Consider the following 13,484-nt stretch of genomic DNA (forward strand, 5'->3'; position numbering starts at 1 on the left):
ATTATATACTTGCGCGCCAAGCGAGTGTACTGAATCAACAGACTTAAACGATGCCAATTAACAAATTTGAATCCCAGCCACAAAAACTGAACTATCGTGCCATACGATTTCTCACCAGCGCGCCCACTCTGGCCGAGTGTCCAGAGGACACTGGCGCAGAGGTCGCCTTTGCCGGCCGCTCCAATGCCGGCAAGTCCAGCGCCATCAATGCCCTCACCGGCAATAACAAGCTGGCGCGCACCTCCAAGACCCCCGGACGAACGCAGCTGATCAACTTTTTCAGCCTGTCAGAGGACCAGCGCCTGGTGGACTTGCCGGGTTATGGCTACGCCAAGGTCGCCCGAACTATGAAAGACGAGTGGCAGCGCCACCTGGCCGAATATCTGGAACAACGCACCTGTCTGCGCGGCCTGGTGCTGTTAATGGATATACGCCAACCCCTCAAGGAGTTTGACCTGCATATGCTCACCTGGGCAGTAGAGGCGGGCCTGCCTGTGCATATCCTGCTCACCAAGGCGGATAAAATGAAAAATGGCCCGGCCAATAACGCCCTCTTCGCCGTCGAGAAAGCCCTTAAGGAACAGGAGCTCAGTCGCGGCGTTACCCTGCAAACCTTCTCTTCACTGAAAAAAACCGGCCTCGACAAGCTGGAGCGCAAACTGAACACTTGGTTGGCGCCTCAACCTGAGCCAAACGAACCGACTGAGGCAGAGCCCTGAGGCGAGCGGCCGGAAGGGACTAATTCCGGGCCGCCCCCACAGCCTGCTCTGTTGGTTGGGCAATAGGACCAAACCCTCTCAATCTGGCGGCAGTCGAGGGGGTCGGGGACTCCAAGACCACCGTATCAATTCGGCCCCTGTGACATGCTGTCCCCTATCGGCGACAGCGAGCGCAGTAACAGCTGGCGCAGGCGTCGGCGCGCCTGGGGCGTAGGGCAGTGCAGCGCCTCCGCGCAGAGGACTCGCTGTGCCAGCAGATCCACCAGGGCATCCTCGCGAATAGAAACGGTCAGCAGGCGCGGGGACTCTCCTGGCTCCGCTGTCGGCTCCGCCTCAGTGCAACTGCCGGCTTGCCCCGCCATGGGATACTGGTTTTCCCCCGGCAAAAAGGAGTTCCGGCTTGCCATCTCCATCCGAATAGAGCGCGCTGATAAAGTCAGCGGCAAGCTGCTGTTTATCGCGATCTCCCAGCTGGCGGGCGAGGACAGAACTGGCTCCCACAAGGAGGTAGTGATGGTGTTTTTCATCTCCCTGATTCCGATAGGCCGCCATCAATTGGGCGGCACTGTCACTAAAACGCGTCGCAGATACGGCATAGCTGGGCCACTCACGTGTGAGTAACATTCCAGCCACATCAAATGCACAACCCAAATAGGGAATCGCTTCACCATGATTCCCCTCCTCGCAAAGCATCCTGCCGTGCTCCATCCAATCCAACCACGCCTGTTCCGCACGATCAGTATTCTCGCTCAGCCATTGGCGGTGGTTTGCACATAGGTAACGTAAATTCACGGTAACCCCCCTGTTATATTTACATCAAAGATAATGAGAAACATTATCATTTGCAAGTGCATTTATATCTATGAAGGATACTTTGAGATAGTCGGGGTGTGCCAAAGTCCAGGCATAAAAAAAGCCGGCAGATGGGGGCTGCCGGCTAGGGGTCAGTGCCCTTGGGGTGGGGCACTTGCCAGACGCACCCAGGGGGACGGGTACGTCTGAGGGTTCCTCTAGTATGCAAAGTCTTTGCATATTGAAAGGTTAGGCTGGCTCAGTTTTGTTTCCCAGCCAGTAAACACCACGATCAGAGGTCAGCGAATACTATGCCCTTTCTCTACCTATTTCCGGAAATAGATTCCAAAGACACCAATTAATCAGTGGCAGTGGAAACAATCCGCCAACAAAAATTAAAAACCCCTTTCGTCCAGACAAAAAAAACCCCGGTTTTGGGGAATTCCGGGGTTAAAAAGCTGAACGCTTTGGGGTTAGGGAGCAACAATGATCTGTATCCTTCGATAGGGCGTTTGCCCTGTTTGTTCCCGTTTCTTAAGTAAATAAATGTAAACGCGGCTTAAGTGCAGAAAAAATAATGCGTGATATTAATGAATCAGATCTCAAGAAAGGATTAATGCGCCAAAACCGGCAAAACCTTAAAAATTCGAAGATTATTTTGCCGATAAGATGTCTTGGCCGATAAAAAGTTATAGCGTGAGCTCACTCACCGGACCGCAATCGTGCAGGCGCCGAATCGCTTCCGCCATCAATGGCGCACAATCGAGCAGGTGAAAATTCTGCGGCAAATGTAACTGGGGCAAAGAATTGGTTACTGCCACGGCTTCAAGGGGCAGTTGCGACAAGTCCGAAAAAGCATCTCCACTAAATTGGCCGTGGCTGGCCAGCGCCAGGATACGCTGGGCTCCGGCCCGCTGCGCGGCCTCAACCGCTCGACAAAGCGTTGCGCCACTGGCGATAAGGTCATCCACGATCAATACGACCGCCCCGCGCACCTCTCCCACCAGGGTGCCACCACTGATCTTCTCACCCTGACGGTACTTCTCTACGAAGGCACTACTTACCGGACGCCCCAGACGCTCACTCAGTGTCTCGCGCAATTTCTCCGCACGTTTTATCCCCCCCTCATCTGGGGATAAAACCACCAGGGGCCGCGGTTCCGTCTTCAGTCGGCCCAGCGCAAACTCCAATAACAAAGGTTCCGACAGTAAATGCAGGGTGCGGCAACGAAAGGCATTCTCATAGGCAGACAGGTTGTGGGCATCGAGGGTCACTACCACTTGGGCACCCATGGCCTCCAGAAGATTGGCCAAATAGCGGGTCGGAAGCGGATCGTGTAACTTGGTGCGTCGGTCTTTGCGCCCATAACAGAGGTAGGGCATTACCGCGGTAATACGCGCAGCGCCGGCATCGCGTAAAGCACCAATAAAGAACAAACAGCGCATCAGTTTTTCATCGACACTGCTGTTTTGCTCCCTATACAGGGATTGCACCAGGAAAACATCTGCTCCCTCGACATCATCCAGCGGGCGCACCTTGTGCTCACCATCGGCAAAGCAGCGCTCTTCATGCCGGGCCAGAGGTTCACCCAGGGCCGCGGCCACGCGACCGGCAAAGTCGGCGCCGGCATCCAGACTGAATAATTTCAATCTACTCATAGCAAGTTCGCGCGAAACCAGCGCACGCTCATACGCACCACCTCATCCATTGCACCAGGTTCCTCAAATAAATGGCCGGCGTGGGGTATCAGATGCAAACGGGGCTCGTTGACCATATGGTGGAGGGCCTCTTTATTCAACTCCAGTACCTGCTTGTCATCGCCACCCACCAACAGCAGTGTGGGCGCCTTGACCAAAGGCAGGTCTGACCCGGCCAGGTCCGGTCTGCCACCCCGTGAAACCACCGCGCCTACCAAGGATGGTCGCTCGGCGGCAGCGATTAGCGCTGCCGCAGCCCCAGTGCTGGCACCGAACAGGCCGATATGTAGAGCCCGAGTAGCTTCCCCCTGCGCCGCCCAATCGATCACTTCTACCAGGCGCCGGGCACTGAGGTCGATATCGAAGCGATATTCACTGGTGGCTTCGTCCGCGCGGCTCTCTTCCTCGCTGAGCAGATCGAATAGGAGTGTGGCAAATCCGGCATCGTTCAGGCGTTTGGCCACGGCAATATTGCGCGGACTAGCGCGGTTACTGCCGCTGCCATGGGCAAAGATCACCAGTGCACGCGACTCTTGAGGCAGCGTGAGAGATGCTTGCAGGGTTTTATGCTCCGCTGCCAACGCTATAGCTTTGCTCTGCATCAATGATCCTCAAGAGAGCCGAGGGACAGGGGCGACTGTTAATCCTGGACGCCCAGACGATCTGACAACGAATGAAATCTCTGTAGTGCTCAGACTAGACCAGATGAGCGCCAAAGGGTCTGCGGGAATTGCTTGTGTCGCTTAAACCATGAAAAAACATGTGCTGCGAAAGGGGAGTGAGCTGAAGGCAAAAAAAATGCCCCGGACTTGGGGGAGTTCCGGGGCAAACATCTGACTTCCTTGGGGGATGATGACGCATTCCAACGATCTTGCCTTTTTAGAGGGGCTGTCGCCGGAACAGTTCCACGGTTTTCCGCAAAGAATGTAAAAACGCCGACTAAAACACGCTTATTGGCGCTTATTTCATTAAATAGGCGCCCATTAAGCCTTCTTGTACCGACGTCTCTATCTCAGATCCCCCTGAACATTAATGAGTGCGCCAAAGGCGCTTCACGAGAAAACTCAATGCGCCTCATCCCAGTTCTTGCCACGCCCCAGGTCGACAATCAAAGGAACATGCAGCTTGGCAGCGCCCTGCATAATCTCCTGTACGCCGCCGGTCACCGTCTCGACTTCATCCTTGGGCACCTCGAGCACCAGCTCATCGTGTACCTGCATAATCAGTTTCGTCGACAGCTTCTGTTCTTTAAGCCAGGCATCCACGGCAATCATGGCGCGCTTGATAATATCCGCGGCGGTACCCTGCATAGGCGCATTGATGGCGGTGCGCTCCGCGGCTTGGCGCTGCATGCCGTTGCGCGAGTTGATCTCAGGCAGATACAGTCGGCGGCCAAATAGGGTTTCTACATAGCCCTTCTCCGCCGCCTGCTTGCGGGTATCTTCCATATAGCGCAACACACCAGGATAGCGCTCAAAGTAGCGGTCGATATAGGTCTGGGCGTCAGCACGCGGGATATCCAACTGCTTGGCCAGGCCAAATGCAGACATACCGTAAATCAGACCGAAGTTGATGGCCTTAGCGCGGCGGCGCTGCTCATCGCTGACGGCATCCAGCGCGACCTCAAAGACTTCGGCAGCAGTGGCGCGGTGGATGTCGGCGCCGTGGGCGAAAGCATCCACCAAGCCCTTATCTCCAGACAAGTGCGCCATAATGCGCAGTTCAATTTGTGAGTAATCCGCCGCGATAATCTCACTGCCCCCATCAACACGCGGGTCTGCGGTAAAGGCGCGGCGGATGCGGCGGCCCTCCTCGGTGCGGATGGGAATGTTTTGCAGGTTGGGATCACTGGAGGACAGGCGACCGGTGGCGGCCACCGCCTGGTGATAAGAGGTATGTACCCGCCCGCTGCTGGGGTCGATCATTTTCGGCAGCTTGTCGGTATAGGTATTCTTCAATTTGGCCAGGCCGCGGTACTGCATGATCAGTGCCGGTAGCTCGTGGTTGTGGGCCAGTTCCTGCAGTACCGCTTCAGCGGTGGATGGCGCTCCCTTGGGAGTTTTCTTGATCACCGGAATCTGGAGTTTCTCAAACAGGATGACTCCCAGCTGCTTGGTGGAACCCAGGTTGAATTCCTCGCCGGCTACCTCGTAGGCCTTTTGCTCCAGCTCGCGCATCTTCTGCTCGAGTTCGGCACTCTGCTCAGAGAGCATTTTTGCATCGATATAGGCGCCGTTGCGCTCCATGCGTGCGAGCACCGGCAACAGCGGCATCTCGATTTTATCCAGCACCTCCTGCAAGGTTGGCTCCCCTTGCAGGCGCGCACTCAACTCATTGTGCAGCCGCAGGGTGATATCCGCATCTTCAGCGGCATAGGGGCCGGCTTTATCCAGCTCAATCTGGTTGAAGGTGAGCTGCTTGGCGCCTTTACCGGCGATATCCTCGAAATGTACCGTGTGTTCACCCAGATATTTAAGTGCCAGGCTGTCCATATCGTGGCGACTGCCGGTGCTGTCCAGTACATAGGATTCCAGCATGGTGTCCCGCGCGATACCGCGCAGCGCAATGCCGTAGTTGGCCAGGATATGGCTGTCATATTTGAGGTTTTGCCCAACCTTCTTCTGCTTGTCGTCTTCCAGCAGAGGTTTCAGCTTGGCGAGAACCTCATCGAAGGGCAGCTGCTCGGGTGCGCCCATATAATCGTGAGCCAGAGGCACATAGGCGGCGCGATGGGGCTCTACCGCGAATGACACCCCCACCAGTTTTGCCTGCATATAGTTCAGGCTGGTGGTTTCAGTATCAAAGGCGAAAATTTCCGATGCCTTAAGCTGCTCAAGCCAAGTGTCGAATTCTGCCATCTCAGTGACGATGACGTAGTCCCGCTCAACGGCCTCGGCCATCGCCTCTTCAGACTCTTCACTGGTCAGTTCTTCTAACCAGCCGCGGAATTCATTCTGGGTGAACAGTTCTATCAACGCCTCGGCATTCGGCTCCGCGTTATGCAGGTCCTGCGGGTGATAGGGCATTTCCACATCGGTCTTGATAGTGGCCAGTTTATAGGAGAGTTCCGCCGCCTCGCGGTGTTCGGCCATCTTCTTACCGAGGGTCTTGGCACCGCGGAATCCCAGCGGCGCAATGGCATCCAGGTCTGCGTAGATATTCTCGAGACTGCCGAGATTTTGCAGCAACGCCAGGGCCGTCTTTTCACCCACTCCGGGGACACCGGGAATATTGTCGGACTTGTCCCCCATCAAAGCGAGGAAGTCGATAATCAACTCCGGCCCCACGCCGAACTTTTTCTCCACTCCCTCACTGTCCATCTCGGTATTGGACATGGTATTGACCAGGGTGACGCCGGGACGCACCAGCTGCGCCATATCTTTATCGCCGGTGGAGATAATCACTTCCTGGCCCTGACGCTGGGCTTCCAGGGCCAGGGTGCCGATCACATCGTCCGCCTCGACCCCATCCACCACCAGACGCGGCAGCCCCATGGCATCAATAATGTCGTGGATCGGCTGAATTTGCTCGCGCAGGTCATCGGGCATCGGCGGGCGATGGGACTTGTATTCGGCAAACATTTCATCGCGGAAGGTTTTGCCCTTGGCATCAAACACCACCACCACCGGGCTGTGCGGATGCTCCTTCAAATGGCGGCGCAGCATGCTGATGACACCGCGCACCGCGCCAGTGGGTTTGCCCTGGCTGGTGGTCAGCGGTGGCAGAGCATGAAAAGCGCGGTACAGGTAGGAGGAGCCATCCACCAAAATCAGCGGGGCGGCAGGGGGGCTTTGTTTAGTCATAAATCTCGGGATTCTGTTGTTGGTCCTGTCGGGCGCTCGCGGCGCTGGAATGGCCGATAGGATACCCCCCTTTACACAGTTTTTCCGCTCGCTGCCGCAAGACAAACATTTGCCACCGCCACAGATCCCTGCGGCGAAGCCAACTCACCTCAACGCTGAGTCGACAACAATCGACGCAGTAACCTCACTAAATGCTCAGACTTGTCTAGTCTTGCCGGTAGCGACTTTCACTAATCGCCAACTCCCCGGAAACAAATGCCATTCGCCGCCCACAGGTGGCACAGGGTCTTTTGTTTCCGCAAAAAGTTACCCACGAGTGTGTTAAGGAAGGATTCTTATTATGAGAGGAGTGATGTACGCCGCCCTGCTATTTGCCGCCCCCGTTTTGGCAACGCCGGTAGCCGCGGTCTCCGCCTGTCAGACGGAAAAGACTCAGGAAACTGTCCCCACTACGGCAGGGCATGCGCAGGTACCAAGTCACGAGCTGATGTTGGAGGAGGCTACCAGGGAGCAGAGCGAAGTCTTGTTTCAACGCCAGATGCGCCACCTGGAAAAAATGCGGCGCAAGGCCGAGCGTGATTCGGTGCGAGCGGAAAAACTTCAGCAGTTAAAGGATAAATCCGGTACTGCCGGTTAACCGCCTTACCTAAGACTCTGGCCCGATCTCCTTGCCATCGGGCCTTCTTTCAATTCCTTTTCAAGTTCGGGTTCAGGTCGAATCACACTCCCGGGGAATTTTAAATTCACTGCTCACTTTGATCAGCTTGATCAGCTTGATCAGCTTGATCAGCTTGATCAGCGCCTTGATCAGATATCTCACTGAGACAACTGCGCGCTTGTGCCAATAAGGACTCAATCAAATCGCGATAACGGGCATCCGGCTCCAGTTGCTCACCCAGAGGGTCCAACGCGGTGTATTCCAGTCCCAGATGCTCCGCCAGCTGCCGGTCGCGGGTATTTTCAGGGACTTCTCCAAACAGGCAACCCCGCCCCATCCCGCTGAGGTCCAACATGGCGCGAGCGCCGTGACCGCCACCGCTACTGTTCCCTAAAGCGCGGGTTTCCACCCCTGCGGAGCCAAAGAAATGCCCGTAGGCATCATGGGTCACCACTATGGGGACATCGCGGTATGCCCACAGGGCCCGGTCCAATACTTTCTGCAAACTGGCCATAGATTGAGAAAAATTTCGCGCACGGCTGCGGTACAGCTCGGCCTGTTGCGGCTGCAACTGTGCCAGACGTTCGGCGATCAGAGCGCCCGCCAATGCCGCGTTGCGCGGGCGCAACCACAAATGGGGATCAGCTGCGTTGGCCCCCTGGTACTCATACTCGGTTGCGCCCAATAACTGCAGCTGCCTCTCTTCGGATAAAGAATTCACCTGCCCGGCCAACAGCCCCTCCATCTGCGGCCCCAACCAGACCATCAGCAGGGCGCGTTCCAGACGTGCCCGATCAGAAACACTAGGAGCGTAATGATGAGGGTCCGCCCCCTGGATAAGCACGTGCACCGGCAGATTATCACCGGCAATTTCCCGAGCAATCAGCGCCAGCGGGCGCACGCTCACCACCAGCTCCGTACGCTCGTCAGGCTGCGACTTACCACAGGCCAACAGGCTAAGGCAGAGCAACAGCAGGGCAGTAAAGGAGAAAACACGCGAAGAGGGGGACATGGGAGACATTTGGCGACGTAAAACTGCGATATAATCACAACCGGCTTCAGGCCGCCAGCCCGACCGGCTGTAAGCGCACTCGTCGAGCCCCGCAAGGAAGCCACAAAGATACGGTTTTTAACGCCCGCCCTGGAGATTTTGCCCTGAGCCCTTCCCCGCCGCTAATTACCGCCGACTGCGTCGCGCTACAACTCGCCGGTCGGCAACTACTTCGGGATATCTCCGTGGAGTTGACCCAGGGGGAGATCGTCACCCTGATCGGCCCCAATGGCGCCGGTAAGACCACGCTATTGCGACTGTTATTGGGTTTGAGCAAACCTACAAGCGGCACTGTCTGGCGCCAGCCCGGTTTACGAATAGGCTATATGCCGCAACGTTTGCATATCGACAATTCCATGCCGATGTCTGTGCAGCGCTTTCTGCAACTTGGGCAATCAGATATGAAAGCTGTCCAGGCCCAGGCCGCACTGGATAGAGTGGGCGCCGGGCAGCTGTTAAAAGCCAGCTTGGCAAACCTCTCCGGCGGGGAAATGCAGAGAGTCCTACTCGCCCGAGCCGCCTCCCGCAAACCGCAACTACTGGTGCTGGATGAGCCCACTCAAGGCGTCGATGTGGGCGGGCAAAGCGAGCTTTACCAGTTGATTGCCACCCTGCGCGATGAACTGGGCTGCGGGGTATTGCTGGTTTCCCACGATTTACACCTAGTGATGGCTGCCACCGATAGGGTTCTGTGTCTCAACCAACATATCTGCTGTCACGGCCACCCGGAACAGGTGAGCAGAGATCCCGCCTACCTGGCGCTCTTTGGCGACAAAGTGGCACCCTATACCCATCAGCATAACCACCAGCACAAACTGAGTGGCGACATCGCCGGCGAGTGCAACCACAAGCACTCTGATACAGAGTCGGGCGACAAAAATAGAGAGCAACAATAAGTGGTCGAGTTCGGCGAATTACTGCACAGCCAATTTCTCTGGTATGCCTTGGGCGCAGGTCTGCTGGTCGCTCTGGTTAGCGGTCCACTGGGCTGTTTTGCCGTCTGGCGGCGCATGGCCTACTTCGGTGACACACTGGCACACTCAGCCCTGCTCGGCGTCACCCTAGGCTTTGTACTGCATATCATGCCCACCCTCGCCGTTGGGGCAACTTGCTGCTTGCTGGCGATTCTATTGGTGTACCTGCAACGCAGGCAGAAATTAGCCGTGGATACCCTATTGGGGATTCTCTCTCACTCGATGCTAGCTCTCGGTATCGTGACGGTCAGCCTGTTCGAAATTAAGGTGGACTTACTCTCCTTGTTACTCGGCGACCTGCTCGCCGTCGGCAGCCGTGATCTGGTGCTGATGTCTATTACTGCAGTGGGCATCCTCGCCCTGCTTTATTGGCTCTGGGAAAAACTATTGGCGTTCACACTGCACGAGGAGCTGGCCTCGGTAGAGGGTGTGCCAGTAGAGAGAATTCGTATGGCACTCATGCTGATGTTGGCCCTGCTAATTGCCATCGCCATGAAAGTGGTTGGTGTGTTGCTAATCACCGCCCTGCTAATTATTCCCGCCGCCGCCGCGCGCAGGCTTTCGCAAACCCCGGAACAAATGGCGCTATTGGCATCCCTGATCGGCTGCCTCGCCGTAGTGCTCGGCTTGCTCGCCTCTATCATATGGGATACCCCTGCCGGACCCTCTATAGTCCTGGCAGCCTCAGTATTTTTTCTTTGTAGCCAGCTACGGCCGCTTCAAAACTACTAGCGCACCTTCAAGAAGTTTTTTAAGTCATGCCCTCAGCTTCCCGGGCACGGTCATTAGTAGTTTTGGCGTATGTTTCATTAAAAAAAAGCGACCCACTTCACCCATTTATCCATGGGACCAGTGGCCAGCTCTGAGCTAATTGTTTCAGTTTTCCGCCATTGCTAGTGTTGCTCAACGACCAGCCAATTTGGGCCAGTCACGGACTATGACAATAAAAAAGTTGAGCAAGAAACATGGAAAAATTCACTCTCCGTCGCAATGTGTTGGCCTCTGCCATTTTGGCTGCGGCTGCTACAACAACCCCCCAGACTCTCTTCGCCGCCGAGAAAGGTGCTATTGAAGAGGTCACCGTGGTCGGCTCACGGATCAGCCGCAACTCAGAATTTGAAAACGCCACTCCGGTCCAGGTGATGGATCGAGAGAGCATCGAGAAATCTGGTTATACCAACCTGCAGCAGCTGTTTGAGAAAAATCCCGCCGCCGGTAATGGCACCTTCTCGACCCGAGGCAACAACCAGGATTCCACCGCCAATGGTGCTGCTGCAGTGAGTTTGCGCGGTATGGGTGCCGATGCCACGCTCGTACTGGTTAATGGTAAGCGTGTTGCTATCAGCTCTTTCGCTGAAAGTATCAGCACGAACTTCGTCGATATCAACAGCATTCCCCTGGCAGCAGTTGAAAGAGTGGAAATCCTGAAAGACGGTGCTTCGGCTATCTATGGCTCCGATGCGGTAGCAGGGGTTGTTAACTTGGTATTGCGTAAAGACTTTGAAGGCACAGAAGTATCAATGGATTACGGCAGTGCGGAAGATTACTCCCAACGGTCCTTTTCAGCTGTTTGGGGCATCAATGGGGAAAACTCCAACTTCACTGTAATTTTGGATCACAGTGCAAACACCCGTCTTACCAGCTCTGAGCGTGGTCTCGATAACCCCAATTTAGACAGCCGCGGAGGTGATGACAACCGTTCATCTCGAGGCTTCCCAGGAAGCTTTACCTTGGGTGATGGAACAACGGTTCCCGATCCAAGCTGTCCCGAGGAGCGCATTGACAAAGGGGTTTGCCTTTACAATTATGGTCCTTGGAACCTCCTTACTCCGGAATCAGAGCGAACTGGTTTATTGATGCTTGGCCATTCCCAGTTGACTGAAAGCGTCGAATTCTTTAGCGAAATTGCTGTGCAGCACAACACTTCCGTAGCCCAGGGTGCGCCAACACCTTTGGACGACAAGGCTAATCTCTATGTACTCGCAGACCACCCCAACAATCCCTTCGGTGAAGATGTAAAAATCTACCGCTACCGCACTGTGGATGCCGGCGCGCGGCAATGGGATATCGAAACCGATAACCTGCGCGGTGTCTTCGGACTGCGAGGCACTATTGCCGAGTGGAATTGGGAGGCCTCAGTTCAGCGCTCCCGCAGCGAATCAACCCAAACAGGTGACAGCTCCCAGGGCTGGGTTCGCACTGACTTACTCCAGCAGGAAATCAATGCTGGGCGATACAATCCCTTTGGTACCGTACAGAACCCCGATTCAGTCATTGATGCTATCTCCACAAACTTAGTACGCCAGGGCAAGTCTGAATTTACCGGCTATGACTTCTCTATCAGCGGAGATCTATTTCAAACCCAAAACGGCAGCATTGCTATGGCCACTGGGCTTGAATACCGCGAAGAAAAGATATCCGATATCCCCGACGATCAATTCCAGCGTGGACTCATTTTTGGTACTGAATCCGTTTTTGCCAAAGCCAGCCGTGATATCACCTCTGCCTATATTGAATTTGCGATTCCTTTACCCGCCAACTTCGAACTGAGTCTGGCTGGACGCTACGACGATTACAGTGATTTCGGTGATACCACGAACCCCATGGCCAGTTTGCTATGGACTGCAAATGAAAAGCTCTCTCTACGCGCCTCCTGGGGTACAGGTTTCCGTGCCCCTTCACTGGCCCAAGTAGGCCTGGGTCCATCGCAGAAATCATTATTTATCGAAGATAGTTACGGTTGTGCAGTGAATGATGCCTTCTGTGCAAGGACAGACTATACCGTTGTTTTCACCGGCAACACGGATCTAGAAGCAGAAGAATCAGAATCATTTAATATTGGCGCCGTATTTGAACCAATGGAAGGTCTGCAATTATCTTTGGACTACTGGAATATCATTCAGGAAAACAAGATCGAAGCTGAACCAGCCCGATACCTTTATGACAAGTATTGTGATAGTCAGGACAGCTTAATTTGTGATCGCGCAGATCCCTTGAAACCAGACGATACTTTGGGTGCGATTCAGGATATCTATGGCACTTATCGTAATATCGGTGAGCAAGATGTCTCTGGCATCGACTTTACCGCTGTCTATAGCGGGTTAGCCCTGGCTGGTGGTGAACTAGGTCTGCGCCTGGATTATTCCTATCTTGCTGAATTTGAACGTGTTGGCCTGGGTTCTACAGAGGACCCAATTACAGAGGACTTAGCTGGAGAGTATGAATACCCACAACACCGATGGATGGCAACTGCTGACTGGACTCTCGATAACTTTGGCCTAACTGCAGGAATTAATTACATCGGTGAGTTTGAGGATATCCCTGATGTTGGCGCCTCCCGTACAGATCGCACTGTGGATTCCTTCATGACCATAAATTTCCAAGCCAGATATACCGGATTTAATAATATGGTGGTCAGCCTAGGGGCAGAGAACCTCTTTGATGAAGAACCACCCTTCGCAATTGGTGATGGAGAAGATGATCTATATGGCTATGTACAATCTCAGCATGACCCTCGCGGTCGTTTTATCTACGGAAAAATGACCTATAACTTCTAGGCAAGCAGCCTTCAACCAAAAAGGGAAGCCAGAGGCTTCCCTTTTTAGATTGAACGATCTAAAAAATTATCTTATCGATTTATTTCTTTTGATCCGGTTTCTAACTGGCTCATATCCTGCTTTATGGAATTCATAAACCGTCAATATTACCCCCACTATTAAGCAGACAGATACACCAGCACCAATCATCAGAATTAAATAATCAGACATAGTAATTATCTTCTTGCTAGCAA

At 54.4% G+C, this 13,484-nt stretch carries 11 protein-coding genes; 5 read left to right on the forward strand and 6 right to left on the reverse strand.

The annotated features are described in order from the left end of the window. Nucleotides 1-50: 50 nt before the first annotated feature. Nucleotides 51-719 (forward strand): ribosome biogenesis GTP-binding protein YihA/YsxC, encoded by a 669-nt coding sequence (gene yihA / locus LC073_RS04045; protein ID WP_226643767.1) that lies wholly within the window; start codon nt 51-53, stop codon nt 717-719. Between the two features lie 125 nt (nt 720-844). Here the strand turns inward: yihA and LC073_RS04050 are convergent, their stop codons facing one another. The 5 genes from LC073_RS04050 to polA all read right to left on the reverse strand — a co-directional run bounded on the left by LC073_RS04050 (nt 845) and on the right by polA (nt 7,011). Beyond that, nucleotides 845-1,081: a hypothetical protein gene (locus LC073_RS04050; protein WP_226643768.1), complete on the reverse strand. Its 237-nt coding sequence runs from the start codon at nt 1,079-1,081 to the stop codon at nt 845-847. Continuing rightward, nucleotides 1,053-1,511: a hypothetical protein gene (locus tag LC073_RS04055; protein WP_226643770.1), complete on the reverse strand. Its 459-nt coding sequence runs from the start codon at nt 1,509-1,511 to the stop codon at nt 1,053-1,055. Before LC073_RS04055 ends, LC073_RS04050 begins: the two co-directional genes overlap by 29 nt. 689 nt (nt 1,512-2,200) lie before the next feature. Further along, the gene (locus LC073_RS04060; RefSeq protein ID WP_226643772.1) at nt 2,201-3,169 is read right to left on the reverse strand and encodes a ribose-phosphate diphosphokinase; all 969 of its coding nucleotides are present in this window, start codon (nt 3,167-3,169) and stop codon (nt 2,201-2,203) included. Beyond that, nucleotides 3,166-3,810: a dienelactone hydrolase family protein gene (locus LC073_RS04065; protein WP_226643775.1), complete on the reverse strand. Its 645-nt coding sequence runs from the start codon at nt 3,808-3,810 to the stop codon at nt 3,166-3,168. The genes LC073_RS04060 and LC073_RS04065 overlap by 4 nt, the downstream gene beginning before the upstream one ends. Before the next feature lie 462 nt (nt 3,811-4,272). Then, nucleotides 4,273-7,011: a DNA polymerase I gene (gene polA, locus LC073_RS04070; RefSeq protein ID WP_226643777.1), complete on the reverse strand. Its 2,739-nt coding sequence runs from the start codon at nt 7,009-7,011 to the stop codon at nt 4,273-4,275. 340 nt (nt 7,012-7,351) lie between these two features. On the opposite strand from polA, the gene LC073_RS04075 reads away from it, so the two are divergent. Beyond that, entirely contained in the window at nt 7,352-7,648 is a 297-nt protein-coding gene (locus LC073_RS04075) for a hypothetical protein (RefSeq protein WP_226643778.1), read from the forward strand. Between the two features lie 106 nt (nt 7,649-7,754). On the opposite strand, the gene LC073_RS04080 is transcribed toward LC073_RS04075, so the two are convergent. Continuing rightward, nucleotides 7,755-8,681 carry a metal ABC transporter substrate-binding protein gene (locus LC073_RS04080; RefSeq protein ID WP_226643781.1) on the reverse strand — a complete coding sequence of 309 codons (927 nt, stop codon included), beginning with the start codon at nt 8,679-8,681 and terminating at the stop codon, nt 7,755-7,757. 143 nt (nt 8,682-8,824) lie between these two features. Between LC073_RS04080 and znuC the strand changes: the two genes are divergently transcribed. The 3 genes from znuC (at nt 8,825) to LC073_RS04095 (ending at nt 13,251) form a co-directional block, all read left to right on the forward strand. Further along, a complete protein-coding gene (znuC, locus tag LC073_RS04085; protein WP_264190381.1) occupies nt 8,825-9,616 on the forward strand; it encodes a zinc ABC transporter ATP-binding protein ZnuC in 792 nt (263 codons plus the stop codon). Then, entirely contained in the window at nt 9,617-10,426 is an 810-nt protein-coding gene (gene znuB, locus LC073_RS04090; RefSeq protein WP_226643783.1) for a zinc ABC transporter permease subunit ZnuB, read from the forward strand. Between the two features lie 233 nt (nt 10,427-10,659). After that, on the forward strand, nt 10,660-13,251 hold the full coding sequence (locus LC073_RS04095) for a TonB-dependent receptor (RefSeq protein ID WP_226643786.1): 2,592 nt from the start codon (nt 10,660-10,662) through the stop codon (nt 13,249-13,251). Nucleotides 13,252-13,484: the final 233 nt, after the last annotated feature.

This window comes from Microbulbifer variabilis, assembly GCF_020524905.1.
Classification (GTDB): Bacteria; Pseudomonadota; Gammaproteobacteria; order Pseudomonadales; family Cellvibrionaceae; genus Microbulbifer; species Microbulbifer variabilis_A.